Annotated in this window: 28 protein-coding genes and 2 pseudogenes; 15 read left to right on the top strand and 15 right to left on the bottom strand. The window is 67.5% G+C overall.

Going from position 1 to position 26,853, the window contains the following annotated elements; translation table 11 throughout:
* Window positions 1-280 precede the first annotated feature (280 nt).
* A complete protein-coding gene (locus ATL45_RS39470; RefSeq protein WP_211841399.1) occupies window positions 281-712 on the bottom strand; it encodes a cytochrome P450 family protein in 432 nt (143 codons plus the stop codon).
* Between the two features lie 183 nt (window positions 713-895).
* Here ATL45_RS39470 and ATL45_RS39465 point away from each other — a divergent pair, with 183 nt between their 5' ends.
* Complete coding sequence (locus ATL45_RS39465) at window positions 896-1,276, top strand: PAS domain-containing protein (RefSeq protein ID WP_211841398.1); 381 nt, start codon at window positions 896-898, stop codon at window positions 1,274-1,276.
* Window positions 1,276-1,437: pseudogene (locus tag ATL45_RS39920) on the top strand (diguanylate cyclase); the annotation flags it as partial. The gene ATL45_RS39465 and the pseudogene ATL45_RS39920, both read left to right, overlap by 1 nt.
* 149 nt (window positions 1,438-1,586) lie before the next feature.
* On the opposite strand, the gene ATL45_RS38225 reads toward ATL45_RS39920, so the two are convergent.
* Together ATL45_RS38225 and ATL45_RS38220 are read right to left on the bottom strand one after the other, a co-directional pair.
* Complete coding sequence (locus ATL45_RS38225) at window positions 1,587-1,772, bottom strand: DUF397 domain-containing protein (protein WP_093156955.1); 186 nt, start codon at window positions 1,770-1,772, stop codon at window positions 1,587-1,589.
* A gap of 14 nt (window positions 1,773-1,786) precedes the next feature.
* Window positions 1,787-2,629: a helix-turn-helix domain-containing protein gene (locus ATL45_RS38220; RefSeq protein WP_093156957.1), complete on the bottom strand. Its 843-nt coding sequence runs from the start codon at window positions 2,627-2,629 to the stop codon at window positions 1,787-1,789.
* Window positions 2,630-2,785: 156 nt separating this feature from the next.
* Between ATL45_RS38220 and ATL45_RS38215 the strand changes: the two genes are divergently transcribed.
* From ATL45_RS38215 to ATL45_RS40330, 3 genes are all read left to right on the top strand, one after another.
* Window positions 2,786-3,049, top strand: coding sequence for a hypothetical protein (locus ATL45_RS38215; protein WP_093156958.1), 264 nt, complete (start codon window positions 2,786-2,788; stop codon window positions 3,047-3,049).
* A gap of 158 nt (window positions 3,050-3,207) precedes the next feature.
* A complete protein-coding gene (locus ATL45_RS38210; protein ID WP_093156959.1) occupies window positions 3,208-4,725 on the top strand; it encodes a type I restriction-modification system subunit M in 1,518 nt (505 codons plus the stop codon).
* Entirely contained in the window at window positions 4,722-4,910 is a 189-nt protein-coding gene (locus ATL45_RS40330) for a restriction endonuclease subunit S (RefSeq protein ID WP_121505465.1), read from the top strand. Before ATL45_RS38210 ends, ATL45_RS40330 begins: the two co-directional genes overlap by 4 nt.
* 504 nt (window positions 4,911-5,414) lie before the next feature.
* Here the strand turns inward: ATL45_RS40330 and ATL45_RS40130 are convergent.
* The 4 genes from ATL45_RS40130 to ATL45_RS38195 all read right to left on the bottom strand — a co-directional run bounded on the left by ATL45_RS40130 (window position 5,415) and on the right by ATL45_RS38195 (window position 7,123).
* The gene (locus tag ATL45_RS40130) at window positions 5,415-5,546 is read right to left on the bottom strand and encodes a hypothetical protein (RefSeq protein WP_281276072.1); all 132 of its coding nucleotides are present in this window, start codon (window positions 5,544-5,546) and stop codon (window positions 5,415-5,417) included.
* Between the two features lie 341 nt (window positions 5,547-5,887).
* Window positions 5,888-6,184: an N-6 DNA methylase gene (locus ATL45_RS39915; protein WP_246025772.1), complete on the bottom strand. Its 297-nt coding sequence runs from the start codon at window positions 6,182-6,184 to the stop codon at window positions 5,888-5,890.
* Between the two features lie 181 nt (window positions 6,185-6,365).
* Window positions 6,366-6,701 carry a type I restriction-modification system subunit M N-terminal domain-containing protein gene (locus tag ATL45_RS39450; RefSeq protein WP_211841396.1) on the bottom strand — a complete coding sequence of 112 codons (336 nt, stop codon included), beginning with the start codon at window positions 6,699-6,701 and terminating at the stop codon, window positions 6,366-6,368.
* Between the two features lie 158 nt (window positions 6,702-6,859).
* Window positions 6,860-7,123, bottom strand: a complete 264-nt coding sequence (locus ATL45_RS38195; RefSeq protein WP_093156958.1) for a hypothetical protein — start codon at window positions 7,121-7,123, stop codon at window positions 6,860-6,862.
* A gap of 188 nt (window positions 7,124-7,311) precedes the next feature.
* Between ATL45_RS38195 and ATL45_RS38190 the strand changes: the two genes are divergently transcribed.
* Together ATL45_RS38190 and ATL45_RS38185 are read left to right on the top strand one after the other, a co-directional pair.
* Window positions 7,312-8,121: a helix-turn-helix domain-containing protein gene (locus ATL45_RS38190; protein WP_246025771.1), complete on the top strand. Its 810-nt coding sequence runs from the start codon at window positions 7,312-7,314 to the stop codon at window positions 8,119-8,121.
* Window positions 8,118-8,321, top strand: a complete 204-nt coding sequence (locus ATL45_RS38185) for a DUF397 domain-containing protein (protein ID WP_342775220.1) — start codon at window positions 8,118-8,120, stop codon at window positions 8,319-8,321. The genes ATL45_RS38190 and ATL45_RS38185 overlap by 4 nt, the downstream gene beginning before the upstream one ends.
* 25 nt (window positions 8,322-8,346) lie before the next feature.
* Here ATL45_RS38185 and ATL45_RS38180 read toward each other — a convergent pair whose 3' ends face one another.
* The gene (locus ATL45_RS38180; RefSeq protein ID WP_211841395.1) at window positions 8,347-9,030 is read right to left on the bottom strand and encodes a PAS domain-containing protein; all 684 of its coding nucleotides are present in this window, start codon (window positions 9,028-9,030) and stop codon (window positions 8,347-8,349) included.
* A 171-nt stretch (window positions 9,031-9,201) separates the two neighbouring features.
* Between ATL45_RS38180 and ATL45_RS38175 the strand changes: the two genes are divergently transcribed.
* Both ATL45_RS38175 and ATL45_RS38170 read left to right on the top strand, forming a co-directional pair.
* A complete protein-coding gene (locus ATL45_RS38175; protein ID WP_093156952.1) occupies window positions 9,202-12,321 on the top strand; it encodes a bifunctional cytochrome P450/NADPH--P450 reductase in 3,120 nt (1,039 codons plus the stop codon).
* A gap of 36 nt (window positions 12,322-12,357) precedes the next feature.
* Entirely contained in the window at window positions 12,358-13,404 is a 1,047-nt protein-coding gene (locus ATL45_RS38170; protein WP_093156951.1) for a zinc-binding dehydrogenase, read from the top strand.
* Window positions 13,405-13,443: 39 nt separating this feature from the next.
* Here ATL45_RS38170 and ATL45_RS38165 read toward each other — a convergent pair.
* A pseudogene (locus ATL45_RS38165) lies at window positions 13,444-14,058 on the bottom strand (STAS domain-containing protein); the annotation flags it as partial.
* A 233-nt stretch (window positions 14,059-14,291) separates the two neighbouring features.
* Between ATL45_RS38165 and ATL45_RS38160 the strand changes: the two are divergent.
* The gene (locus ATL45_RS38160) at window positions 14,292-15,014 is read left to right on the top strand and encodes a polyamine aminopropyltransferase (protein WP_093156949.1); all 723 of its coding nucleotides are present in this window, start codon (window positions 14,292-14,294) and stop codon (window positions 15,012-15,014) included.
* Between the two features lie 145 nt (window positions 15,015-15,159).
* On the opposite strand, the gene kce is transcribed toward ATL45_RS38160, so the two are convergent.
* From kce to ATL45_RS38140, 4 genes are all read right to left on the bottom strand, one after another.
* The gene (gene kce / locus ATL45_RS38155; protein WP_093156948.1) at window positions 15,160-16,092 is read right to left on the bottom strand and encodes a 3,5-dioxohexanoate:acetyl-CoA acetone transferase; all 933 of its coding nucleotides are present in this window, start codon (window positions 16,090-16,092) and stop codon (window positions 15,160-15,162) included.
* Between the two features lie 23 nt (window positions 16,093-16,115).
* Window positions 16,116-16,880 carry an SDR family oxidoreductase gene (locus ATL45_RS38150; RefSeq protein ID WP_211841394.1) on the bottom strand — a complete coding sequence of 255 codons (765 nt, stop codon included), beginning with the start codon at window positions 16,878-16,880 and terminating at the stop codon, window positions 16,116-16,118.
* Window positions 16,881-16,909: 29 nt separating this feature from the next.
* Window positions 16,910-18,208 (bottom strand): MFS transporter, encoded by a 1,299-nt coding sequence (locus tag ATL45_RS38145; RefSeq protein ID WP_093156945.1) that lies wholly within the window; start codon window positions 18,206-18,208, stop codon window positions 16,910-16,912.
* A 62-nt stretch (window positions 18,209-18,270) separates the two neighbouring features.
* Window positions 18,271-19,335, bottom strand: a complete 1,065-nt coding sequence (locus ATL45_RS38140) for a LacI family DNA-binding transcriptional regulator (protein ID WP_093156943.1) — start codon at window positions 19,333-19,335, stop codon at window positions 18,271-18,273.
* A 242-nt stretch (window positions 19,336-19,577) separates the two neighbouring features.
* Here ATL45_RS38140 and ATL45_RS38135 point away from each other — a divergent pair, with 242 nt between their 5' ends.
* Window positions 19,578-19,952, top strand: a complete 375-nt coding sequence (locus ATL45_RS38135; protein ID WP_093156942.1) for a PH domain-containing protein — start codon at window positions 19,578-19,580, stop codon at window positions 19,950-19,952.
* A 610-nt stretch (window positions 19,953-20,562) separates the two neighbouring features.
* Window positions 20,563-21,132: a hypothetical protein gene (locus ATL45_RS38635; RefSeq protein WP_143121725.1), complete on the top strand. Its 570-nt coding sequence runs from the start codon at window positions 20,563-20,565 to the stop codon at window positions 21,130-21,132.
* Window positions 21,133-21,188: 56 nt separating this feature from the next.
* On the opposite strand, the gene ATL45_RS38130 is transcribed toward ATL45_RS38635, so the two are convergent.
* Complete coding sequence (locus ATL45_RS38130) at window positions 21,189-21,545, bottom strand: DUF397 domain-containing protein (RefSeq protein WP_093156940.1); 357 nt, start codon at window positions 21,543-21,545, stop codon at window positions 21,189-21,191.
* A 1-nt stretch (window position 21,546) separates the two neighbouring features.
* A complete protein-coding gene (locus ATL45_RS38125; RefSeq protein WP_093156939.1) occupies window positions 21,547-22,413 on the bottom strand; it encodes a helix-turn-helix domain-containing protein in 867 nt (288 codons plus the stop codon).
* Between the two features lie 279 nt (window positions 22,414-22,692).
* Between ATL45_RS38125 and ATL45_RS38120 the strand changes: the two genes are divergently transcribed.
* The 3 genes from ATL45_RS38120 to ATL45_RS38110 all read left to right on the top strand — a co-directional run bounded on the left by ATL45_RS38120 (window position 22,693) and on the right by ATL45_RS38110 (window position 26,853).
* The gene (locus tag ATL45_RS38120; protein WP_246025770.1) at window positions 22,693-23,079 is read left to right on the top strand and encodes a hypothetical protein; all 387 of its coding nucleotides are present in this window, start codon (window positions 22,693-22,695) and stop codon (window positions 23,077-23,079) included.
* 406 nt (window positions 23,080-23,485) lie between these two features.
* On the top strand, window positions 23,486-25,444 hold the full coding sequence (locus tag ATL45_RS38115) for a beta-ketoacyl synthase N-terminal-like domain-containing protein (RefSeq protein WP_093156937.1): 1,959 nt from the start codon (window positions 23,486-23,488) through the stop codon (window positions 25,442-25,444).
* Complete coding sequence (locus tag ATL45_RS38110; RefSeq protein WP_093156936.1) at window positions 25,441-26,853, top strand: AMP-binding protein; 1,413 nt, start codon at window positions 25,441-25,443, stop codon at window positions 26,851-26,853. The genes ATL45_RS38115 and ATL45_RS38110 overlap by 4 nt, the downstream gene beginning before the upstream one ends.

Raw genomic sequence — 26,853 nt, 5'->3', positions numbered from 1 at the left:
TGAGCATCAGGCCCAGCAGGTCCTCGTTCTCCGGTGCCGGTGCGCCGGGAGCGGTGCGCACCGCGATGACCTCGTCCACCACCGAGGCGAGGAAGGCCGCGTCGGCGCGGAACGCCTCGTCGGTGCGCGAGTGGTCGGCGTGCGGGTCGCGGCTGAGCTTGGTCATCGCCCAGTGCAGGCAGCGCACCAGGGTCGACGAACGGGTGCGGTTCGTCCCGCTCGAACGAACCGAAGTCGAACCCGAACCCGGCCAGGCCGATGGTGTCCAGGGTCATCCGGGTCATGTCGTCGGCCACGTCCGACCGGCTGCCCGCCGCGCACCTGCGGTCCCACACTCGATCAGCCGCCGGGCGACGCGCAGCATCACCGGGTGGTAGGTGCGCATCGAGCCGAGGGCGAAGGCGGGCATCAGGATGTCGTGCGCCTTCGTCCAGTTGGGCTCGTCGTTGTAGGCGGTGAACAGCCCGTCGTGGGCGAACTCGCGGACGTTCTCCAGGGCCGGTCCGACGGCCTTGCCGAACCGCTGCTCGTCGGAGAGCTCGGTCACCAGCTCCAGGCTGCTGACCAGCAGCGCGTCCTGGCCGTGCTGGCGCTGGACGAAGGCCGGACCGTGCTGCCGGATCAGCTGCATCGACCGGAGGACGGGTGTGCTGGTCGGCGCGTGGGAGACGTCGACGACGGGGATTCCGGGCTGGAGCAGAGTCGCGGCCATGGGGGCCAACCGCCTTCCGTGCTGTGGGGAACCGCCGGGGAGAGCGTCTCCTCCACACTCGCCCCGCGCGGAGCCCCGAGGCGGCCGCCGCACTGCATAATCGTGTAGCCCGTCGGGGCACTGGGACTTGCCAAATCGACCGGAGTGCGCAACACGCAGGGAGCAGCACATGGATCCCGAGTCGTGCGGGCCACCGCACGGTCTTCCGTCCGCGGGACCTGGCGCCAGGAAGCGATCACCTGGCGCAACCGCATGATCCTCCTGCTCGACCACCTGCCGACGCCGATCGCGCTCTGCGACGCCGACGGCGGCATCCTGCTGGCGAACCCGGCGATGGCCGCCGAGTGGGGCCTGTTGCCGGGGCAGATGCGCGGGCGCAACGCGCTCGACTTCTTCCGGCCCCGCGCGAAGGCCCGGCTCCACCCGATCGCCGAAGCCGTCCGGCTGCACCGCAGGTCCCGCTACCCGGTCGAGGTCAGCTGGACCCCGCCGAGCGGCGTCGAGCGCTACGGCGAGGTCGACGTCACCCCGGTCAGCGACACCGCGGACGCTCCCCCGGCCTGATGCTGGTGCTCCGCGTCCTCGGCGAAAGAGTCGAAACACCACCGGAAGAGCCGGCGCCACCGGCCAGCGAGATCGAAGCGCGAATCCTCGCCCTGGCAGCGGGCGGCGACACGACCGCCCGGATCGCCAAGGCGGTCGACCTGACCGTGGACGGCGTCAACTACCACCTGGCGCAGCTCTCCCGCCGCTGGAACGTGCGAGGCAGAACGGCGCTGGTGGCACGTGCCTACGCGCTGGGAGTCCTCAACCCGAAGCCTGGCCCCGGCCCCGACCGAACCCGCCTGAGCCCCGTTGGCGCTCAGGCGGTGTGTCACTCGCTCAGCCCAGCGAGGAACGACGTCCAGCTCGCGCGCGAGAACACCAGCACCGGCCCATCAGGATCCTTCGAGTCCCGCGTCGCGACCAAGTCAGCGGCGATGGCAACCTCTACACAAGCGCCGTTGTTGCCGCTACGACTGGACTTTCGCCACTGCAAGCTGGACGGGCTGACCTGCACTGTCCGCCTCCGCGTCACGTCTCTACCAGCTTCCTGATCAGCGCGAGCGAGTCATCAGGCTGCATGGCAGTTTCCTGAAGGTTCTTCGCAGTCATCATATAGGTGCTCACCTGATCGGGATCCTGGAGATATACGGCGCCGTCCAGCAACTCCGTGTAGCCGATGGGCTTGGCAGCATCGAACTCGAACAGGAAGAACGGCCCACTCACCGCAGCATGCGGTCCGTCTTGCGGACGGATCACCTGAATCGTCACGTTCGATCGTTCCGCCACTTCAAGGAGGTGACGGTACTGATCACGTCTGATCTCGTCATCACCAATATGGCGAAGCAAGGCCGATTCCTCGATCACGGCGTGGAAGCCGAGCGGCTGAGCGGCAGCCAGACGATCAGCCCGAGCCAACCGGAAGGACACGAAGCGCTCACTGTGATCTGGACGCACGAAACCCGTTGCCATGGTCGCCGCGCGAGCGTACTCCTCCGTCTGCAGCAGCCCAGGCAGCAGTGCGGTCTCGTAGTTGAACTCTGACTTCGCCAACCCTTCAAGTCCCACAAAGGTCTTGAACCAGTCCGGAACCACGTTCGCCCAAGGCGCCCACCAGGTACGAGCATCAGAGCTGGCGGTCAAGCTGACCAGCCGGTCGATGTCATGCCGGGGAACATCGTAGAACTCGAGCAGCGACGCGATCTCCGATGGCTGTTGCTGGTAGCGCCCCGTTTCCAAATGCGTGATCTTGGCGTGGCTGCACGCGAGAACACCGCCCGCATCCGACACAGTGCGCCCCGCTTGGATTCGGTAGCGCCGAAGTTCGTTGCCAATCAGCCATCGCAGCGCCGAGGGATCGCCACGCTCAACCACGCCTGCCTCCAATCACGCCGGAGATCCAAGTAGCCGTCCCGACCTGCACCTCTTTCGGGGGGCCAGCCAGAACGTCCACTCGATTCGGTAATCGATTAGCTAACAAGTTAGCACTACCGTTAGCCGCGTCATGGTCTGGATCACAGGGAGGTTGTCATGTCGGCGTTGCCGTTGTGGAGCGAGGAGGAGTTCGTGGCCGCTCTTCAGGAGCTCGCTCGGGAGAACGCTCCGCGGGTGTTCGCACTGTGCGAGGAGATCGGCGATCGGCAAGACGGGCACGTCGAGTACTGGGGCATGGCCTTCGACGACGGCGCCGACGTCGTCAGCGCCTCCGGCCAGCTGCGGGCCAGCTTCAAGTCCGCCGAAGCCGCGCTGGACCGGCTTTCCAGGCGGTCAAACCTGCACCTCGTCTGGGGTTGACCACGCAGAACTCCGCCGACAGCCTCCAAGCTGGAGCTCTCGGCGGAGTTCCCGCCCTCCCAGCCCAGTAGCCGAAGGGAACTGACCCACGCCAGGAGCCCGATGACATACGGTCACGCGCTCGCCAGCGCTTTCCTCTGCTGCGCTAGCCTGCTCGCGTGGTGACAGGTGAGCTGAAGAACAAGATCGACCGGTTGTGGGATGCCTTCTGGTCTGGGGGGATCTCGAATCCACTGGAGGTGATCGAGCAGATCACTTACCTCATGTTCATCCGGCGCCTTGACCAGCTTCAGCAGGTCAGGGAACGCAAGGCGAACCGTACCGCGAAACCGGTGGAGAATCCGATCTACACCGGGGACACACAGCACCTCCGTTGGTCGGTCTTCCAGAACAAGGCCCCGGAGGACATGCTGACCACACTCCGGGACGGTGTCTTCCCATGGCTTCGCAACCTCGGCGGCGACGACTCGACATACGCGCACCACATGAAGGACGCGCGGTTCACAATCACCACTCCGAACCTGCTGACGAAGGCCGTGTCGATGATCAGCGACATCGACATGGGCGACAAAGACACCAAGGGTGATCTGTACGAGTACATGCTCAGCAAGATCGCGACGGCTGGGCAGAACGGCCAGTTCCGCACGCCCCGCCACATTATCCAGCTGATGGTCGAGATGATGGCGCCTCAGCCAGGCGACGAGATCTGCGATCCGGCATGCGGTTCGGCTGGCTTCCTGGTGGCCGCCGCCGAGTACGTCGAGCGCACACACCGCGACGCGCTAATTGCTCCGGAGCAGCGAAAGCACTTCAACGAGAGCATGTTCCACGGCTTCGACTTCGACAGCACGATGCTGCGGATCGGCAGTATGAACATGCTGTTGCACTCGGTCGAGAACCCGGACATCCGGTACCGCGACTCACTTGGCGAGAACGTTGCCGACGACGCCAGCCGGTACTCAATGATCCTCGCGAACCCGCCGTTCGCAGGGAGTCTCGACTACGACGCAACTGCGAATGACCTACAGAAGGTCGTCAAGACGAAGAAGACCGAGCTGCTATTTCTCGTCCTCTTCCTGCGGCTACTCAAAAACGGTGGCCGAGCCGCGGTGATTGTGCCAGATGGGGTACTGTTCGGATCCAGCAAGGCACACAAGACCGTGCGGAAGCTACTGGTGGAGGACCACAAACTCGACGCAGTGGTCAAACTGCCCAGCGGCGTATTCAAGCCCTACGCCGGCGTGTCGACCGCGATCCTGTTCTTCACCAAGACCAATAGTGGCGGCACTGACAAGGTCTGGTTCTACGATGTCACCGCCGACGGATTTAGCCTCGACGACAAGCGCATACCACTGCTTGATTACGAGAAGCTCGGTCCGTCCGTCGATAGCACGTTGACCGACGACGAACACGCCAAGAACAACCTCCCCGACGTACTAGCCAGATGGCATCGCCGTACCGGAAGCGAACGGGAACGCGCACACTCCGAGCAAAGCTTCTGCGTCTCGAAAGAAGAGATCGCCGCGCGGGGCTATGACCTCAGCATCAACCGATACAAAGAGATCGTCCACGACGAAGCCGAACACCGGGCACCGGAAGAGATCCTGGACGAACTGGCCCGGATCGAAAGCGAGATCCAGCAGGGGATGAGCGAGCTTAAAGGGATGCTTGGATGAGACATTGGCCTACGTATCCACTCGCCGATCTTTGCGATATCTCCATTGGGCGAACACCCTCACGGAGCCGACGTGAATACTGGGGATCCGGCTATCCATGGCTTTCCATTGCCGACATGAACCAAGGAAAGTTGCTTAACACAACAAAAGAGCAAATTACAAACGGCTCGGCAATCGACTTGTAGACCCGATGGCTGAGTTGAAGCCTTAGACACCTGTCGCCTAGGGACAGTCGTCTGAAGCTTCAAACTCCAGCATCGGCATACGTCGATTGCGAGCCGTGTAAAATTTGCCTCTTTTGTTGTGTTAAAGCAACTTTCCTTGGTTCCATGTCGGCATGGAAAGCCATGGATAGCCGGATCCCCCATATCACGTCGGCTCCGTTGAGGGTGTTTCGCCCAAAATGGAGATATCGCAAAGATCGGCCGAGTGGATACGTAGGCGCAATGTCCTCATCCAAGCAATCCCTTTAAGCTCGCTCATCCCCTGCTGGATCTCGCTTTCGATCCGGGCCAGTTCGTCCAGGATCTCTTCCGGTGCCCGGTGTTCGGCTTCGTCGTGGACGATCTCTTTGTATCGGTTGATGCTGAGGTCATAGCCCCGCGCGGCGATCTCTTCTTTCGAGACGCAGAAGCTTTGCTCGGAGTGTGCGCGTTCCCGTTCGCTTCCGGTACGGCGATGCCATCTGGCTAGTACGTCGGGAGGTTGTTCTTGGCGTGTTCGTCGTCGGTCAACGTGCTATCGACGGACGGACCGAGCTTCTCGTAATCAAGCAGTGGTATGCGCTTGTCGTCGAGGCTAAATCCGTCGGCGGTGGACATCGTAGGAACCAGACCTTGTCAGTGCCGCCACTATTGGTCTTGGTGAAGACAGGATCGCGGTCGACACGCCGGCGTAGGGCTTGAATACGCCGCTGGCAGTTTGACCACTGCGTCGAGTTTGTGGTCCTCCACCAGTAGCTTCCGCACGTCTTGTGTGCCTTGCTGGATCCGAACAGTACCCCATCTGGCACAATCACCGCGGCTCGGCCACCGTTTTTGAGTAGCCGCAGGAAGAGGACGAGAAATAGCAGCTCGGTCTTCTTCGTCTTGACGACCTTCTGTAGGTCATTCGCAGTTGCGTCGTAGTCCGAGACTCCCTGCGAACGGCGGGTTCGCGAGGATCATTGAGTACCGGCTGGCGTCGTCGGCAACGTTCTCGCAAGTGAGTCGCGGTACCGGATGTCCGGGTTCTCGACCGAGTGCAACAGCATGTTCATACTGCCGATCCGCAGCATCGTGCTGTCGAAGTCGAAGCCGTGGAACATGCTCTCGTTGAAGTGCTTTCGCTGCTCCGGAGCAATTAGCGCGTCGCGGTGTGTGCGCTCGACGTACTCCGGCGGCGGCCACCAGGAAGCCAGCCGAACGCATGCCGGATCGCAGATCTCGTCGCCTGGCTGAGGCGCCATCATCTCGACCATCAGCTGGAAATGTGCGGGGCGTGCGGAACTGGCCGTTCTGCCCAGCCGTCGCGATCTTGCTGAGCATGTACTCGTACAGATCACCCTTGGTGTCTTTGTCGCCCATGTCGATGTCGGCTGATCATCGGACACGGCCTTCGTCAGCAGGTTCGGAGTGGTGATTGTGAACCCGCGCGTCCCTTCATGTGGTGCGCGTATGTCGAGTCGTCGCCGCCGAGGTTGCGAAGCCCATGGGAAGACACCGTCCCGGAGTGTGGGTCAGCATGGTCCTCCGGGGGCCTTGTTCTGGAAAGACCGACCAACGGAGGTGCTGTGTGTCCCCGGTGTAGATCGGATTCTCCACCGGTTTCGCGGTACGGTTCGCCTTGCGTTCCCTGACCTGCTGAAGCTGGTCAAGGCGCCGGATGAACATGAGGTAAGTGATCTGCTCGATCACCTCCAGTGGATTCGAGATCCCCCCAGACCAGAAGGCATCCCACAACCGGTCGATCTTGTTCTTCAGCTCACCTGTCACCACGCGAGCAGGCTAGCGCAGCAGAGGAAAGCGCTGGCGAGCGCGTGACCGTATGTCATCGGGCTCCTGGCGTGGGTCAGTTCCCTTCGGCTACTGGGCTGGGAGGGCGGGAACTCCGCCGAGAGCTCCAGCTTGGAGGCTGTCGGCGGAGTTCTGCGTGGTCAACCCCAGACGAGGTGCAGGTTTGACCGCCTGGAAAGCCGGTCCAGCGCGGCTTCGGCGGACTTGAAGCTGGCCCGCAGCTGGCCGGAGGCGCTGACGACGTCGGCGCCGTCGTCGAAGGCCATGCCCCAGTACTCGACGTGCCCGTCTTGCCGATCGCCGATCTCCTCGCACAGTGCGAACACCCGCGGAGCGTTCTCCCGAGCGAGCTCCTGAAGAGCGGCCACGAACTCCTCCTCGCTCCACAACGGCAACGCCGACATGACAACCTCCCTGTGATCCAGACCATGACGCGGCTAACGGTAGTGCTAACTTGTTAGCTAATCGATTACCGAATCGAGTGGACGTTCTGGCTGGCCCCCGAAAGAGGTGCAGGTCGGGACGGCTACTTGGATCTCCCGGCGTGATTGGAGGCAGGCGTGGTTGAGCGTGGCGATCCCTCGGCGCTGCGATGGCTGATGGCAACGAACTTCGGCGCTACCGAATCCAAGCGGGGCGCACTGTGTCGGATGCGGGCGGTGTTCTCGCGTGCAGCCACGCCAAGATCACGCATTTGGAAACGGGGCGCTACCAGCAACAGCCATCGGAGATCGCGTCGCTGCTCGAGTTCTACGATGTTCCCCGGCATGACATCGACCGGCTGGTCAGCTTGACCGCCAGCTCTGATGCTCGTACCTGGTGGGCGCCTTGGGCGAACGTGGTTCCGGACTGGTTCAAGACCTTTGTGGGACTTGAAGGGTTGGCGAAGTCAGAGTTCAACTACGAGACCGCACTGCTGCCTGGGCTGCTGCAGACGGAGGAGTACGCTCGCGCGGCGACCATGGCAACGGGTTTCGTGCGTCCAGATCACAGTGAGCGCTTCGTGTCCTTCCGGTTGGCTCGGGCTGATCGTCTGGCTGCCGCTCAGCCGCTCGGCTTCCACGCCGTGATCGAGGAATCGGCCTTGCTTCGCCATATTGGTGATGACGAGATCAGACGTGATCAGTACCGTCACCTCCTTGAAGTGGCGGAACGATCGAACGTGACGATTCAGGTGATCCGTCCGCAAGACGGACCGCATGCTGCGGTGAGTGGGCCGTTCTTCCTGTTCGAGTTCGATGCTGCCAAGCCCATCGGCTACACGGAGTTGCTGGACGGCGCCGTATATCTCCAGGATCCCGATCAGGTGAGCACCTATATGATGACTGCGAAGAACCTTCAGGAAACTGCCATGCAGCCTGATGACTCGCTCGCGCTGATCAGGAAGCTGGTAGAGACGTGACGCGGAGGCGGACAGTGCAGGTCAGCCCGTCCAGCTTGCAGTGGCGAAAGTCCAGTCGTAGCGGCAACAACGGCGCTTGTGTAGAGGTTGCCATCGCCGCTGACTTGGTCGCGACGCGGGACTCGAAGGATCCTGATGGGCCGGTGCTGGTGTTCTCGCGCGCGAGCTGGACGTCGTTCCTCGCTGGGCTGAGCGAGTGACACACCGCCTGAGCGCCAACGGGGCTCAGGCGGGTTCGGTCGGGGCCGGGGGCCAGGCTTCGGGGTTGAGGACTCCCAGCGCGTAGGCACGTGCCACCAGCGCCGTTCTGCCTCGCACGTTCCAGCGGCGGGAGAGCTGCGCCAGGTGGTAGTTGACGCCGTCCACGGTCAGGTCGACCGCCTTGGCGATCCGGGCGGTCGTGTCGCCGCCCGCTGCCAGGGCGAGATTCGCGCTTCGATCTCGCTGGCCGGTGGCGCCGGCTCTTCCGGTGGTGTTTCGACTCTTTCGCCGAGGACGCGGAGCACCAGCATCAGGGCCGGGGGAGCGTCCGCGGTGTCGCTGACCGGGGTGACGTCGACCTCGCCGTAGCGCTCGACGCCGCTCGGCGGGGTCCAGCTGACCTCGACCGGGTAGCGGGACCTGCGGTGCAGCCGGACGGCTTCGGCGATCGGGTGGAGCCGGGCCTTCGCGCGGGGCCGGAAGAAAGTCGAGCGCGTTGCGCCCGCGCATCTGCCCCGGCAACAGGCCCCACTCGGCGGCCATCGCCGGGTTCGCCAGCAGGATGCCGCCGTCGGCGTCGCAGAGCGCGATCGGCGTCGGCAGGTGGTCGAGCAGGAGGATCATGCGGTTGCGCCAGGTGATCGCTTCCTGGCGCCAGGTCCCCGCGGACGGAAGACCGTGCGGTGGCCCGCACGACTCGGGATCCATGTGCTGCTCCCTGCGTGTTGCGCACTCCGGTCGATTTGGCAAGTCCCAGGTGCCCCGACGGGCTACACGATTATGCAGTGCGGCGGCCGCCTCGGGGCTCCGCGCGGGGCGAGTGTGGAGGAGACCGCTCTCCCCGGCGGTTCCCCACAGCACGGAAGGCGGTTGGCCCCCATGGCCGCGACTCTGCTCCAGCCCGGAATCCCCGTCGTCGACGTCTCCCACGCGCCGACCAGCACACCCGTCCTCCGGTCGATGCAGCTGATCCGGCAGCACGGTCCGGCCTTCGTCCAGCGCCAGCACGGCCAGGACGCGCTGCTGGTCAGCAGCCTGGAGCTGGTGACCGAGCTCTCCGACGAGCAGCGGTTCGGCAAGGCCGTCGGACCGGCCCTGGAGAACGTCCGCGAGTTCGCCCACGACGGGCTGTTCACCGCCTACAACGACGAGCCCAACTGGACGAAGGCGCACGACATCCTGATGCCCGCCTTCGCCCTCGGCTCGATGCGCACCTACCACCCGGTGATGCTGCGCGTCGCCCGGCGGCTGATCGAGGTGTGGGACCGCAGGTGCGCGGCGGGCAGCCCGGTCGACGTGGCCGACGACATGACCCGGATGACCCTGGACACCATCGGCCTGGCCGGGTTCGGGTTCGACTTCGGTTCGTTCGAGCGGGACGAACCGCACCCGTTCGTCGACGCCCTGGTGCGCTGCCTGCACTGGGCGATGACCAAGCTCAGCCGCGACCCGCACGCCGACCACTCGCGCACCGACGAGGCGTTCCGCGCCGACGCGGCCTTCCTCGCCTCGGTGGTGGACGAGGTCATCGCGGTGCGCACCGCTCCCGGCGCACCGGCACCGGAGAACGAGGACCTGCTGGGCCTGATGCTCAGCGCCACCCACCCCTCGGACGGCACCACCCTCGACCTGGCGAACATCCGCGACCAGGTGATCACCTTCCTGATCGCCGGGCACGAGACCACCTCCGGCACCCTGTCCTTCGCGCTGCACAACCTGGTCAAGCACCCGACCGCGCTGCGGATGGTGCAGCGCGAGGTGGACGAGCTGTGGGGCGACCAGCCGGACCCGGAACCGACCTTCGAGGACATCGGCCGGCTGCGCTTCACCCGCCAGGTGCTCAACGAGACGCTGCGGATGTTCCCGCCGGCACCGGGCTTTTCGCGCCAGGCCCGCCACGACACCGTCCTGGGTGGCATCCCGATGCGGGCGGGGCAGTGGGCGTCGGTGGTGACCCCGATGCTGCACCGGGATCCGGTCTGGGGCGACAACCCCGAGCTGTTCGACCCCGCCCGCTTCACGCCCGAGGCCGAAGCGGCGCGCTCCCCGCACGCCTTCAAGCCGTTCGGGACCGGCGAACGCGCGTGCATCGGCAGGCAGTTCGCGCTGCACGAGGCCACGATGCTGCTCGCGATGCTGGTCCACCGCTACCGGCTGCTCGACCACGCCGACTACCAGCTGCGCCTCAAGCAGGCGCTCACCATCAAGCCCGACGGCTTGACCCTCGCCCTGGCCCGGCGCACTTCGGCGGACCGCGTCGTCGCGCCCGCCCGGACCACCGAGGCGCCCGTCGCGGACCGCGGGGTGCCCACCCGGGTGCGGCCGGGAACCGGAGTCCTGCTGCTGCACGGCAGCAACTACGGGACCTGCCGCGACTTCTCGGCCCAGCTCGCGGAAGCGACCGCCGAGATCGGCTGCGACACCGCCACCGCCCCGCTCGACGACCACACCGGGGCACTGCCCACCGACCGGCCCGTCGTCATCACCGCCGCTTCCTACAACGGCCAGCCCACCGATGACGCGGCGGAGTTCGTCCGCTGGCTGGAGAACGCCGAGCCCGGTGCCGCCGACGGCGTCACCTACGCGGTCCTCGGCGTCGGTGACCGCAACTGGTCCGCCACCTACCAGCGCATCCCGACCTACGTCGACGCCCGGCTGGCCGACCTCGGCGGAACCCGGTTGCTGGAGCGCGCGGAGGCTGATGCCGCTGGCGATCTGACCGGCGCGGTCAAGGCCTTCACCGCCGCACTGCGCAACGCCGTGCTCGAGGAGCACGGCGACCCCGCCGCGGTCGGCGCCGACCAGCCCGCGAGTCCCGCGCACATCGTCACCGAGCTCACCGGTGGTCCGCTGGCCGCCCGGCACGGCATGACGCCGATGACGGTCACCGAGACCGCCGACCTCACCAGCCCCGGCTACTCGCGCACCAAGCGCTTCGTTCGGCTGGAGCTGCCCGAGGGCGAGACCTACCGGACCGCCGACCACCTCACCGTGCTCCCGGCCAACGACCCGGCCCTGGTCGAGCGCGCCGCCCGGATCCTGCGGGTGGATCTGGACACCGTCCTCAGCATCGCGCCGCGCCGGGACGGGATCGCGGTCGACCGGCCGGTGACCGTTCGCGAGCTGCTGACCCGGCACGTCGAGCTGCAGGACCGCCCGACCAGCGCGCAGCTGACCGCCCTCGCCGAGCTCAACCCGTGCCCGCCCGAGCAGCAGGCCCTGCGGGCCCTGGCCGAAGACCCGGACCACCGCAGTCTGCTGGACGTCGTCGAGGACAATCCCGCGCTGATCGAGCAGCTGACCTGGCCGGTGCTGCTGGACCTGCTGCCGCCGATCCGGCCGCGCCACTACTCGATCTCATCGTCACCGGGCGGCGATCCGCACCACGTCGACCTGATGGTGTCACTGCTCGAGGCCCCTGCGCGCTCGGGGCGCGGCACCTTCCGCGGCACGGGTTCGGGATACCTGAACCACGTGCGCCCCGGTGACACCGTGCTCGCGCGGGTCCAGCCGTGCCGGGCCGCGTTCCGGATCGACCACGACACCCCGGTGATCATGATCTCGGCCGGTACCGGCCTGGCCCCCTTCCGCGGCGCCATCGCCGACCGGCTCGCCCGCGCGGCGAACGGCGACCAGCTCGCCCCGGCGCTGTGCTACTTCGGTTGCGACGCCCCGGATGCCGACTACCTGCACAGCGCCGAACTGCGCGCGGCCGAGCTGGCCGGTGCGGTCGAGATGCGCCCGGCCTTCAGCGCCGAACCGGTCGACGGTAAGGCCTTCGTCCAGCACCGCATCGCCGCCGAGGCCGACGAGCTGTGGAAGCTGCTCGGCGACGGGGCGAAGGTCTACGTCTGCGGCGACGGGACCCGGATGGCACCTGGCGTGCGCGACGCGTTCCGGGCCATCCACGCGGAGCGCACCGGAGGCGACGGAACCGCCTGGCTCGATTCGCTGGTCGCCGACGGCCGCTACGTCGAGGACGTCCACACCGCGCGCTGAGTCGCCGATCCCACGCAGAAATCGGAGGTTTCATCCATGGACACCATGCTCGCCGGGCGGTTGCACGTGCCCAGCGGAGAGTTCCGCGTCCAAGAGGTCCCGGTGCCCGTTCCCGGGCCGGGGGAGGTGCTGATCGAGGTCAAGGCCGCCGGGGTGTGCCTGTCCGACGTGCACCTGATCGACGGCAGCCTGAAGCCGTTCGTGCCCGTCGAGGAGATCACCCTCGGGCACGAGGTCGCCGGCGTGATCCACTCGCTCGGCCCGGACCTGGGCGGCGACTGGGCCGTAGGCACGCGCGTGGCGCTGCAGGCCGGGCAGAGCTGCGGCGAGTGCGCCAACTGCCGCCGTCGCCGCGCGCCCTGCCTGATGGCCCGCACCCGCGGTGTGGACTACGACGGCGGCTGGGCGCAGTACGCGATCGCCCGCGAGGACACCCTCGCCCCGATCCCGGACGACCTGCCCTTCGACCAGGCCGCGATCATCCCGGACGCGGTCTCCACGCCTTACGCCGCCATCGTCGCCACCGGCGACGTCCGCCCGGCTCAGGCGGTGGGCATCTGGGGCGCGGGCGGCCTGGGCGCGCACGGCATCCAGCTGGCCCGGCTCGCCGGTGCGGCACCGGTGATCGCGGTCGATCCGCTGGCCAGCGCTCGCGAGCGCGCGCTCGCCTTCGGCGCCGACCTCGCCCTCGACCCGGCCGACCCGGACTTCGCCGCGTCGGTCCTGCGCGTGACCGGCGGCCGAGGCCTGGACCTGGCCTTCGACTTCGCCGGCGTGCCCGCGGTTCGGGAACAGGCCGCCCGCACCCTCTGCCGGGGCGGTGCCATGGTGCTGGCAGGGCTCACGCCGCAGCCGCTCACCGTCACCGACGGCACGCGCTTCAGCTGGAACCGCAACGAGATCCGCGGTCACTACGGGTCCGGTCCCGAGCACGTCGAGCAGCTGATCCGCCTGGCCGCCACCGGTCGCCTGGACCTCTCGCCGTCCATCAGCGGCCACCTGCCGCTGGCCGAGGCCGCCGAAGCGGTGCACCGGCTGGAGAACAAGGTGGGAGACCCGATCCGCCTGGTGCTCGTGCCCTGACCGCGAGTGCCGCGCAGCCGCCCGGCTGCGCGGCACCGGTCAGCCGCCGGTGAGTTCGCCGGTGAGCCGGTGGTGGATCTCGGCGCTGCGGGTGTTCAGGCCGACGATCTCGACCGATTTGCCCCGACTCGCGTACTTGGTGGTGACGGCGTCCAGCGCGGCGACGGTGGAGGCGTCCCAGATGTGGGCGTCGGTGAGGTCGACGACCACCCGGTCCGGATCGCCCGCGTAGTCGAAGTGCTGGACGAGTTCGTTGCTGGAGGCGAAGAACAGCTCGCCGGTGACCCGGTAGACGACCTCGGTGCCGTCCGGGTCGGTGACGGCGGTGACCTCGACGAGGTGCGCGACGCGGCGGGCGAAGACGACCACCGCGGTGATCGCGCCGACGACCACACCGATGGCCAGGTTGTGGGTGGCCACCACGACGGCCACGGTCACGACCATCACCGTCGTCTCGCCGACCGGCATCCGCTTGAGGGTGGCGGGGGAGATGCTGTGCCAGTCGAAGGTGCCGACCGAGACCAGCACCATGACGGCGACCAGCGCGGCCATCGGGATCTGCGAGACCAGCGGCCCGAAGACGATGCACAGCACCATCAGGAACGCACCGGCCAGGAAGGTCGACAGCCGGGTGCGGGCGCCGGCGGTCTTGACCTCGCCGATCTGCATCCGCTCGCTCACGTCATTCCCTTCCCGGTCCGGACTGGAACCCACCGTAATCGACGGAGCTACCAGGCCGTTCCGGCGGCCGGTGCGCCGCATCGGCGTGGCGTTGCGCGCCGCGGCCCCGCCGCGGCATAGGGTCGGCCCCACCGGCCCGCCCTGCTCGTGCGGCGGCCGCCGGTCGACCGGCCCGGTGCGGGCGACCCCTGGGATCGGAGAGCGGGATGGGTGCTCGTTTCGAGGAGATCGATTGGCAGGAGACGCCGATCGGTGTGATCAGCCTGCGCCGTCGGCGGGATCCGCTGCTGGGCGTGGACGTCTACGAGGTCAAGCTCGACGACGAGTACCTGATGTCGAGCCTGTTCACCGTGGCCGAGGAGGAGCTCGCGCGGCTGGGCCTGGCCGAGCTGCCCGGCACCGGTTTCGACGTCGTGGTCGGCGGGCTCGGCCTCGGCTGCACCGCGCGTGCCGCGCTGGACGACCCGCGGGTGCGCTCCTCGATCGTCGTCGAAGGACTTCCCCAGGTCGTCGACTGGCACCGGCGCGGCCTGCTGCCGCTGTCCGGGTCGCTGACCGGCGACCCGCGGAACCGGTTCGTGCGAGGCGACTTCTTCGCCATGGCAGCCTCAGCCCCGGGCTTCGACCCGGCGGCGCCCGGTCGGCGGTTCCACGCGATCCTGCTCGACATCGACCACTCGCCGCGCCACGTCCTGGACTCCGGCCACGCCGACTTCTACACACCGGCGGGACTGCGCCGCCTCGCCGCCCACCTCCACCCCGGAGGGGCGTTCGCGCTGTGGTCGGACGACCCGCCGGACGCGGACTTCACCGCCACGCTCGCCGAGGTCTTCGAGACGGCGCAAGCGCACGTCGTGCCCTTCGAAAACCCTTATGGCGGAGGGAGATCCGCCAACACGATCTACGTCTCCCGGCTCCCCGCGCAGTGATCGTCCGGCCGGAGCGTCCTCGCTGCCGGGCCGTCAGTACAGCGTTCTCGATCCGGTTCTGGTGCCCTCCGCTCACCGCGTCGACGATAGCGAGCAGCTTGAGCGGTGCGGGCCGGAGCTCTGGGGTCGGCTCCGGCCCGCGGGGTCAGAAGCCGACCTGGTCCTTGCCCTTGAGCTGGAGGATCTCGCGGGCTTCGTCGGGGGTGGCGACCTCCAGGTTCAGGGCTTCCAGCACGGTGCGGATGCGGGTCACCTGGTCGGCGTTGGTCTTGGCCAGCTCGCCCGGGCCGATCCACAGCGAGTCCTCCAGGCCGACGCGCACGTGCGAGCCCTGGGCCGCGCCGATGGTGGCCAGCGGGATCTGGTTGCGGCCGGCACCCAGGATCGACCACTGGTAGGAGTCGCCGAGCAGGCGGTCGGCGGTGCGGCGCATGTGCATCAGGTCCTCGGGGTGCGCGCCGATGCCGCCCAGCAGGCCGAAGACCGACTGCACGAACAGCGGGCCCCGGGCCAGGCCGCGCGAGGCGAAGTGCGCCAGGTTGTTGAGGTGCGCGATGTCGTAGCACTCGAACTCGAACCGGGTGCCGTTCGCCGCGCCGATGGCCAGGATCGCCTCGATGTCGGCGAAGGTGTTCTTGAAGACCAGGTCCCGGCTCTTCTCCAGGGACTCCCGCTCCCAGTCGTGCCGGAACTCCGCGAAGCGGTCCAGCATCGGGTACAGGCCGAAGTTCATCGAGCCCATGTTCAGCGACGCGAGCTCGGGCTTGAACACCGCGGCCGGGCGCATCCGCTCCTGCACGGTCATGTGCGGTGAACCGCCGGTGGTGATGTTGACGACCGCGTCGGTGTGGGCTTTTAGCTGCGCCAGGATCGGTTCGAAGTGGGCGGGGTCCTGCGACGGCCTGCCGTCCTCCGGGTCGCGGGCGTGCAGGTGCACGATCGCCGCTCCCGCCTCGGCCGCGCCCAGCGCGGCCTCGGCGATCTCGGTCGGCGAGAGCGGCAGGTGCTCGGACATCGACGGGGTGTGGATCGCGCCCGTCACCGCGCACGTGATGATGACCTTGCGGTTGGTAGCCATCCGCGTCAGACCTCCACAGTGGATCAGTAGAGCTTCTCGGTGTTTCCGTCGACCGCCATCGCTTGGCCGTTGACGTTGCGGGCGAGCGGGCCGGCCAGGAACGCGGCCATGTCCGCGATGTCCTCGGCGGTGACCAGCCGGCGCATCGACGACTGGTCCCGGTAGGCGGCCGCGATCTCCTCCGCGGGCCGGCCCAGCATCTCGGCCTTCGCCTCGATGACCGCGCGGATCCGCGGGCCGTCGACCGCGCCGGGGCAGATCGCGTTCGCCCGGATCCCCTCCGGGCCGAGCTCGATGGCCAGCGTCTTGGTGAACCCGACCACCGCCCACTTCGACGCCGAGTAAGCGCTTCTCCCGGCCATGCCGAGCCGACCGGCTGCCGAGGACAGGTTCACGATCGACGCCCCGGCCGACTCGCGCAGCAGCGGCAGCCCGTGCTTCACGCAGTAGAACTGGCTGTGGACGTTGACCTCGAAGGTCCGCGCCCACGCCGCGCTGTCCAGGGTTTCCACCGGTCCGGTCGGACCGGCGACGCCCGCGTTGTTGACCAGCACGTCCAGGCCGCCGAGCTCCGCGCGCACGGACTCCATCAGCTCCTCGACCTGCGCTTCGCTCGAGGCGTCCGAGACCAGGGCAGCCAGGCCGCGAGCCCGGGCGGCCCGGACCGCGTCCTCGTTGATGTCGGTGACGAGCACGCGGGCCCCCAGCCCGCCGAACCGGTCGGCGATGGCCAGCCCGATGCCGTCCGCGCCCGCCGTGACGAGCACCCGCTTTCCCGAGAAATCCACTTCCCGCATCCCTTCTGGAAACTCCGGTGTCACGAACGCTTCTCGCCGTACTTGAGGAAGAACGACAGCACGGTGCCGACGGCGCACGCTCCGACCACGAACCACAGGCCCGACAACTTGCTGCCGGTGAGGTCTTCCATCGCGCCCATCACGTACGGGCCGAGGAATCCGCCGAACAGCCCGATGGTGTTGACGAACGCGATGCCGCCGGCCAGCGTCGCCCCGCTCAACCGGGACGCCGGGAAGGTGAACAGGATCGGCTGCATCGCGAAGAACGAGAACGCGCCGAGGCAGAACCCGATGAGGCCGACGACCGGGCCGGACACCGCGCCCAGGGCGAAGCCGACGCAGATCCCGCCCATCGTGATGCTGATCAGCTTCCGGGAGGTGGTGCCGCTGGTGGCCAACCGCGGCACCAGGAACGCGCCCAGCCCGGCGAAGATCCACGGGACCGAGGTCAGCAAGCCGATCTGCAGCGTCGACAGCTCGCCGTAGGTGCCGATGATCGACGGCAGGAAGTACGACAGCGCGTACACCGCGATCTGCTGCGACAGGTAGACCGCCACCACCAGCAGGATCTGCTTGTCCCGCCACACCTGGCGCATGCTGTGCGTGCCGGAGGCCTCGGCGCCCGCCTCGTCCTCGGCGGCGATGCGCCGCTGGAGGTCCTGGGCCTCGGCCGAGGTCAGGAAGTTCGCCTGGTCCGGCCGGTCGGGCAGCTTCTTCCACACCACGAACGCCAGCAGGCAGGCGGGCAGCCCCTCGATCAGGAACATCCACTGCCAGCCGTGCATGCCGCCGAGACCGTCGAGGCCGAGCAGCAGGCCGCCCAGCGGGGGACCGAGGATGCTGGCCGTGGACACGCCGAGCAGGAACAGGCCGTTGGCCTTGGCGCGGTCGGCGCGGGTGAACCACTGCGTCAGGAAGTACATGACGCCTGGGAACAGGCCCGCTTCGGCTGCGCCGAGCAGCATCCGCATGATGTAGAACGACCACTCGCCCTGCACGAAGGCCATCCCGGCGGAGATGAGACCCCAGGTGATCATGATCCGGGTGATCCAGAACCGCGCTCCGACCCGGTGCAGGATCAGGTTCGACGGGATCTCCGCCAGCGAGTAGGTGATGAAGAACAGCCCGGCGCCGATTCCGTAGGCGGTGGCGGAGATGCCCAGGTCGATCTGCAGCTGTTCCTTGGCGATACCGATGTTGGTCCGGTCCAGGAAGCTGATGATGTACGCCCCGATGAGCAGCGGGAGCAGCTTGCGGAAGATGACTCTGTTCAGCTCGCGCGGCGGGCGGACGACTGGTTCCGCGGCGTTTTTCGGCATGGCGTGACCTTCGGTTCCGTTCCAGGCTTGCAGGATTGCTCGGGTGTTCGGGAAACCGCTTCTCAGCGGCGGGAATCGGCGGTCTCCGGTGCGCAACCGCAGGTGCGGCCGATGTGCAGGCGGTGCGCGCAGACCAGCGACTGGTAGCTGTTGGACGGTTTTTCCATGCGTTTGAGCAGCATTCCGAAGGCCTCGCGGCCCATCTCCTCGTGCGGCTGCATCACGGTGGTGAGCCCGATCAGCCCGGACATGCTGTGCGGGATGCCGTCGTGCCCGGTCACCGCGACGTCCTCGGGAACCCGGATTCCGCGTTCGACGGCGTACTCCAGGACGCCGATCGCCTGCTCGTCGCTGCCGCACAGGACGGCGCGCGGCGGGTCGTCGCTGGCGAACAGCCGCGCCGCCGCGCGCCGGCCGCCATCGCTGTCGAGCTCGGTGCTGATCTTGCGGTCGCCCCTGATGTCGATGCCGTGCGCGCGGGCGGTCGACACGAAGGCCTGCTCCCGGGCCAGCGACGCCGAGGAGAACCGCGGTCCGATCACGACGGCGATGTCGGTGTGGCCGTGCGCCAGCACGTGCTCCATCAGCGACGTCGCCGCGGCGGTGTCGTCGATGCCGACGAAGTCCCCTTCCAGGTACTGGGACCGCCGCGACAGGTAGACGTACGGGATCCGGGCGGCGCGCAGCGTCCGCAGCGCGGTGGCGTCCTCCCGGAACGCGGCGCTCAGGACGACCCCGTCGACGTTGCGGTGCACCAGGCTGGTGGAGACCTTGCCCAGCGTCCGCAGGTCGTCCTGGGTGGTCGCGACGAACACCTCGTACCCGGCCTCGGCGGCCGCGGACACGATGCTCTGCGCGAACCGCGGGTAGGTCGGGTTGATGATGTTGGGCTGCACCAGCCCGATCACGCGGGTCCGGTTCGGGTCGGCCGGCTTCCCCCGGGTCGGCGGGCGGAAACCGAGCTCGTCGGCGACGGCGAGGATGTGCCGGCGAGTGGCCGGCGCGACCCCGCCCTTGCCGTTCATCACGTAGGAGACGGCGGCGGTGGACACACCGGCGGCACGGGCCACCGCGGCCGCCGAGACGGTGCCCGGTCGGCGCGCGGAGCGACGAGTCGCGATCTCCACAGCCGAGTCTCCCTTGACGTGATGCGGATCTCCGATCCAGCCAGAACCTAAGTCGCCCGCTGAACGTTAAGCAACATTAAGTCCGCACCCGCGCTGACCAGCAGCGCACGCGGAACGAGTCCGCACGATCCTGCGGCCGGTACCGGGATCGCCTCGGTGCCTTCCAGCACGGCGCGATCGTCCGGGCCTCCGGAGTTTCGGTACGTTGGTCGTGCAGCGCTGGATCTTCGATGGGAGCTCGGGTGGGACTTTTCGGCGGGATGATGGGCAACGCTTCGCGGACCGATCCGCGGGCGGCGGCGCAGGAGTTCGGGCGCCTGCTGGCGCAGGGGGAGGAGATCCACGCCGCTTACCAGCTGATCCGGGACTCGTTCCTGTTCACCGACCGGCGCCTGATCCTCGTCGACAAGCAGGGCGTGACCGGCCGCAAGGTCGAGTACCACTCGATCCCGTACCGCGCGATCACCCACTTCTCGGTGGAGACCGCGGGCACCTTCGACCTCGACGCGGAGCTGAAGATCTGGCTCTCCGGCACGGCCGAACCGATCGCGAAGCAGTTCGGCAAGGGCGTCGACGTCTACGAGGTCCAAGCGCTCCTGAGCACCTTCGTCCGCTGACCGGGAACATCTGCTCGGCTCAGTTCGCGAGTGAGAGGCACCGTGACGGCGAACTTCCAGCATTCTTCCGCTGGAACAACTCAAAGGCGGCATCCGCGTGGTGGGTCCTTCAAGCGGTGCGGGGTCAATGAGCGTTGTCCATGTACAAGCACGGCAGATTCGTTGGCGACCAGCTAGCGACGGTAACGTCGAGGCCAGCTGGTCACCGCCCTGGTACTCGGGTCTCCTGGCCAACACGCGTAGCTCTCGATATAGCGGACTCTCGCGCTGAAAGCGGGTACAGTCACCGACGTGACTGGGGGTAAAACACGATCGAGTTTGGGTCTTTCTCGGCCTGTAGCCAGGAAGCAGCGTTCATCTAAGATCCGTAGTGCTGCACGGGACTTTTTCGCGGCGTTGTGCGTTACGCTCATCGCTTCTGTGGTCTTGGTCGGAGCCGTAGTGCGTTTGCTGCGGTACTGGGGTGTTGCTGGTCCGGTCGACGCCTACTTGGCGATCCTCCTGGCTAGCTTGCTGTTGTCGTTGGCGTCGTTGTGCCTGGTAGCAATGGGTGGCTTCCCGCCTCCCGCTGGGATCAACCGGCCGGCAGTTCGTGCGAAAGGGGCTGCACGTGACTGATGTGATCCTTAGCGTCCTGTTCCTCGTTCTTTCCGCCGCTCTGTTCTGGTGGTCTTGGCGCTTGTGGAAACGTTGGCGGAACACTAGAAGGTCGTCAATACTGGCTGATGTCCATCCGAGTGACTACAACCTTGTGAGTCCAACATGGTACATCCAATCCCGCGCGCCCAGATCCAAGCGTTGGCCGAAGTTTGCTGGCATAAGAAAAGTAGATGAAGCTCGTGCGTACGGGCGTATGGCGAAGTCTCGAAGTGAGACCTATCTGATCGCCGGCGAGTTCATGGTGGCCTTCGGTGGCGCCTTGCTGGGTTCTGTGGCTTTTGACGTACTTAGTCAGGGGGCAGAGGCAGCGGTGGGTAAACAAGTAGCGATGGTTCTCGCGGTGCTCTTGACATTGTCCGGCATCTTCCTCGCTCGTGTTTTCAACAAGATTTGGATGGCCTACGCAGATGGCTACATGGCTGTGGCGAGGCGAGGCGGCATCCGGAAGCGCCGACCTCTGCCTTCTAAGCGCCGCGTGGTGGTCGCTGGTTGCCGACGCAGCTCAAGGCCTGGTGTTTAGGAAGGAATCGGGTAGGGTTTACCCTTTCGCAGTAAGTAGCGTGACCTGTGGGCGTTCTACTTGTTCAAGCAGCGTTGGCTTGCGAAGTTGAACTCCCCTGCTCTTGCCCCGGCAACGAAGGCTGTCCACTCAGCCTCATCGAAGCGCAGTTCAAGCGCGGTATGAAGCGACTTGACCAGGGTGTCCGTGCCGATCGTGGTCACGATGGCAACACCGTTGTCGCTGGATAAGCCGCTGCTCGCCTCACGGACGAAGGTGTCCCACGCGGTGGCCGGGAACGTGATGGTACCAGCGGTGGGGCGCTTGCTGTGCCGAATGGCTACGCCATCAGCTGTGGGCGCGACCTCGACGCACTTTTCACCGTTGCTGCTGCGGGTGGATGTCCGCCAGGCGAGGTTGTCGGCGATGGTCATCTCAGTCCTCCGAACTCGTGGTCAAGGTGGCGATACGCGCTGAAATGGCATCGGCGGAGTCGGACACCGACAGCGCGGCAGCGCAGAGTCGATCAGCGGACAGATTGTATGCAGCGACCTGGTCTTGGTCTTGGACGTAGATCGCGCCAGTGGGGTACTCGATGTAGCCGATGCTCTGCGCTTCGGTGAAGTCCAGGAGCAGGAAGTCCCCGTCGAGTCCGTCGTGAACCGACACGCTGACCGGCATGACGTGCAGTTCGACGTTGTCGCGTCGCATCAGGTCGAGCAAGTGCTCCAGCTGGGCTCGCATGACCTGCGGGCTGCCGACGATGCGGTCGAGGGCGTACTCCTCGATGATCCCGCGGAAGCTCAGCGGGTTGGTGTCGTCTGTGAGCCGTTGGCGAGCCATGCGGGCGCGGACTACCTGCGGAGCGTCCATCGGCGGTACGCGGAGATTGCCTTGCAGCAAAGCAGCAGCGTATTCGGCGGTCTGGAGCTGGCCCGGCAAGAGCAATGAACTGTACGTGGATTCGGCGGAGGCGATCCCTTCCAGGCCGACGAAGGTCTTGAACCAGTTGGGCAGTACGTCGTCGAACGGCGCCCACCAGGTGCTCTGATCAGCTCGTGCAGCAAGCGAGGTCATGCGGTCGACGTGCTCGACCTCGGCGCCGTAGGCTCGGAGCAGAGTCGCGACCTCATCAGGTTTCTGCTGCGTCTTGCCTGTTTCCAGGTAGTTGATCTTCGCTTGGCTGCAGCCCAGAGCCTTTCCTGCTTCAGCCTGCTTGAGGCCGGCGCGCTCGCGTGCCGCACGCAGGTCGTGGCCGATGAGGAAACGCAGCGCTGATGGATCTGAGCGGTGATCGACCACTGATGTCCCTCCGTACCTTGACCAAGCCGTACCCAGTGTTGCATCGAGCGTTGGCCTGCCTGCGGGTCCACTCGATCGATGTATGGATCTATGTATATATACAAGCTAACTTGCAGAAGTGTCGGTTGGGATGCGGCAAGCGTGAGCACGTGCCCGTTGCGGGAGCTAGAGGCTGTGGTCGCAATCCCGGTGATCGGCTCGTGCGGGTGGTTCTTGGCCTGGCCCGGCCCCCGCTGAAGCTGTGATCGGCACGGATCTACGCCAATACGGGAGGTAGTCATGACAATCGCAGCCGCGCGCATGCGTTGTGTGCCGAAGACGGGGCGACGGGTGGGTGACCATCCGCTGGATGCGTTCATTCCCGATCCTGGGGGCAGGTCTCCGCTGTGCGACGACGAGCAGTTCGGTGTGATCTTGGAAGGGCTCGTTGCTGATGAGGCACCCCGGTTGTTCGCCGTCGTGCAGGAGTACGGCGATCGCGTCGATTGCCGAATTGCCGCTTGGGGTATGGCTTTTGCTGATCGGGTAGAGGTCGCCTCTGTCGAGGGCGGGTTGCGCATGGCTCTGTCGGCACCGGAGAGCGCGCTGCCCGGGTTCAACGTCGGCAGTCATGTTCGCGCGCGTCTGGTGTGGTTCAAGCCCGGTGCCATCGCGGACGGGGACTGAGCAAGTCGATTGGCCGATTGATGAGCGCGTCCCGCCATCCGCGCTTATAGCAACACCTTCGCTGCAGGCCGCCTGCGACGGCGCATGGCTCTGGCACGCGCGAGCCCCGACCGATGGTGTTCGTCGGTCGGGGCTTTTGTCGTCCTCAGGCACGGTGCGTGGTCGTCTCGTGACCGCGGAACGTCCCGGGGCGGCGTGAAACCACTGGTCAGCGGTGCCTTCTCATCCCGGGACGGCGGCGGGACGCAAACGGCTTGTTGCTCCGTTCGGGGGCTGCCATCGTTTCTCGCCAAGCAGCCGCGTTCCGCGTTCTGGGGGTGGAACCGGATTCCTGCGGGGCCGTTTCGCGGTTTCCGCGCGGTGCTCTCGCCGCGGCTGCGAAGCCACGAGACGAGGAGAGGCAAGCATGGGGGTACACGGGCAGTTCGCCGCTCGGGGGACGGCGGCCGATCGATCGGTCGCGGTGGTCGGGATGGCCTGCCGGGTTCCCGGCGCGGCCGGGCCCGACGAGTTGTGGAGGTTGCTGAGCGACGGCGTCGACGCCACCGGCACGACGCCGCCGGAGCGCTACGACGCCGAGGCCCTGTACGCGCCGGGAGCGCTGCCGGGCAAGATCGCCGCACGTCGCGGCGGGTACGTCGACGGCGTGGCGGACTTCGACGCCGAGTTCTTCGGCATGTCGGCGGCCGAGGCGGTCGAGCTCGATCCGCAGCAGCGGTTGCTGCTGATGACCGCCTGGGAAGCGCTGGAGGACGCGGGCCAGCGCCCTGACCTGCTGGCGGGCAGCAGGACGGGTGTCTTCGTCGGCGGTTCCCGCGCGGACTACCTGGAGAACGCCTTCCAGCGGGGGCTGGAGGCGGCGACCGCGGCGCAGTTCAACAACGTGCGGTCGCTGCTGCCCGCCCGGTTGTCGCACTTCTTCGACCTGCGCGGGCCCAGCGTCGTGGTGGAAACCGCCTGCTCGTCGTCGCTGGTGGCGGTGCACCAGGCGGTGCAGAGCCTGCGCGCCGGGGAGAGCCCGCTCGCGCTCGTCGCGGGCGTCAACCTCCCGCTCCGGCCGCACGAAGGAATCATGATGTCGCAGGCCGGCGGCATGGCCCGCGACGGCCGCAGCAAGTTCGGCGCCGCCCTCGCCGACGGCCACTCGCCGAGCGACGCGGTGTCCGTCGTCGTGCTCAAGCCGCTGGCCGCGGCCCTCGCCGACGGCGACCGGGTGCGGGCCGTCATCGCGGGCAGCGCGATCGGCAACGACGGCCGCACCAGCGAAACGGTGCTGAACCCGTCGCTGACCGGGCAGCGCGAGGTGCTGGGCTGGGCCTACGCCGACGCCGGGATCGAGCCGTCCGAAGTGGACTACGTGGAGGCGCACGGTTCCGGTTCGCCGCTGCTGGATCCGCTGGAGCTCACCGCGCTGGGACAGGTCCTGGGCGCCGGACGGCCCGCCGACCGGCCGCTGCTGGTGGGCTCGGTCAAGTCGAACATCGGGCACGCGGAGGCCGCGGCGGGCCTGACCGGGCTGATCAAGGCGGTGCTGTGCCTGGAGCACGGCCAGATCCCGGCCAGCCTGCACGCCGGAACGCCGAACCCGGCGGTGGCCTGGGACGAGCTGCCGCTGGAGATCCCGGCCGAGCTGCGCGACCTGCCCGAGCTCGGCCGACCCGCCGTCGCCGGGGTTTCCGCGCAGGGTTCCACCGCGCTGAACGCGCACGTGGTGCTGCTGCAGGCCGAAACGACGAAGTACCAGGTGGCGGACGAGCGAACCGACGAGCCGCAGCTGCTCGCCCTGTCGGCTGAAACGCCGGAGGCGCTCGCCGCGCTGGCCCGCGCGTACGCCGCCTACCTCGCGCCCGGCGGGCGGGGAGCCGCGTTCGCACTGCACGACATCTGCCGCAGCGCGGCCATGCGCCGCCAGCACCTCAAGCACCGCCTCGCGGTCGTCGGGCGCTCGCACGCGGAGCTGATCGACGCGCTCAGCGCAACGGGCGGCCACACCGATCCCGCCATGGCCGAGATCGCCTACCGGTACCAGGCCGGTGGCGCGCTGGACTGGGACGAGGTGTTCGGGGGCGGGGGCGCGTTCGTCCCGCTGCCCACCTACCAGTGGCAGACCAAGCGCTACTGGCCCGGCGAGCAGCACGACGAGGACGACCTGGCGACCTGGATCCTCGGCAGGCACAGCCGCACCGACTTCCACGACGAATCCGCGCTCGCCGACATCGGCATCGACTCGCTGGCCAAGCTCCAGCTGGTCATCGAATTGGAGAAGCGGATCGGCCGCGAGGTCGACCTCGCGGCGCTCGACCGGTTGCGCACCGTCGGCGACCTGCGCCGGTGGACCAGCGAACTGGAGGTGGCGGCGCGATGAGCGAGCACGCCCACGACTGGTTCGCCCGCTCCGCCGATGCTTTCGGCGACTGCACCGCGCTGGAAGTCGCGGGGGAGGCGTTGACCTACGCCGAGCTGCGCGACCGGGCGGAACTGCTGGCCGGGCGCCTGACCGGCGCGCGCCGAGTCGGCCTGCTGGCGAGCCGTTCGGTGACCGCCTACGTCGGGTACCTGGCCGCGCTGCGGGCCGGGGCGGCCGTCGTGCCGCTCAACCCGGAGCACCCGGCATCGCGCATCCGCGGTGTCGTCGAAGCAGCCGGGATCGACCTGCTGATCACCGAAACTCCCTGCGGCGAAACCGAAATCGTGGCCGCAGCGGTCGGAAGCCGGGAGCTCGCGCCGGACGACGTCGCCTACATCATCTTCACCTCGGGCTCGACCGGGACGCCGAAGGGCGTGCCGATCACCCACCGCAACCTCGCCGCCTACCTGCGGCAAGTGGCGCCCCGGTACGGGATCAGGCCGGGCAGCAGGGTTTCCGGCAACTTCGAGCTCACCTTCGACGGCTCGGTGCACGACCTGTTCGTCGCCTGGTCGCAGGGCGGCGCGCTGGTGGTGCCGCAGCGCGGCCAGCTGCTCGCCCCGGTGCGGACGGTCAACGCCCTGCGGCTCACGCACTGGTTCTCGGTGCCGTCGCTGATCTCGTTCGCCGCGCGCCTGGGCAGCCTCGAACCGGCGAGCATGCCGACGCTGGAGTGGAGCCTGTTCGGCGGCGAAGCCGTCCCGCTCGACGCGGTGCGCCGGTGGAAGACGGCCGCGCCGGGCAGCGAGGTGGAGATCGTCTACGGCCCGACCGAGCTCACCGTCACCTGCACCTCGTACCGGCTGCCCGCCGATCCGGCGGACTGGCCCGGCACGCCCAACGGCATCGCGCCGATCGGGACCTGCTACCCGGAGCTGGAGCACCTGCTGCTGGACGACGCCGGTGTTCCATCCGACCGCGGCGAGCTGTGCTTGCGCGGCCCGCAGCGCTTCGGCGGCTACCTCGATCCGGCCGACGACGAAGGACGTTTCGCACCGGGCGGCTGGTACCGCACCGGTGACCGGGTGGCGGTGCAGGACGGCGTTCTGATCCACCTGGGGCGCACCGATCACCAGGTCAAGGTCCGCGGCCACCGGATCGAGCTGGGAGAGGTCGAAGCGGTGCTGCGGCAGCTGCCGGGAGTCCGCGACGCGATCGCCCTGGCCGTGCCGACGGACGAAGGCTCGCATGAGCTGGCGGCCGCGGTCAGCGGGACCGCGTGCGTTCCCGAGCAGCTCCACGCCGCGCTCGGCGACCGCCTGCCGCCCTACATGCGGCCGCGCCGCATCACCGTCCTCGACCAGCTGCCGCTCAACGCCAACGGCAAGGTCGACCGGCGAGCCCTGCACGCCGAACTCGGGAGCTGA

The sequence above is a fragment of the Saccharopolyspora antimicrobica genome (assembly GCF_003635025.1).
Classification (GTDB): domain Bacteria; phylum Actinomycetota; class Actinomycetes; order Mycobacteriales; family Pseudonocardiaceae; genus Saccharopolyspora; species Saccharopolyspora antimicrobica.
The sequence above is the reverse complement of the archived record's forward strand: the minus strand, read 5'-3'. Positions and strand labels throughout refer to the sequence as shown.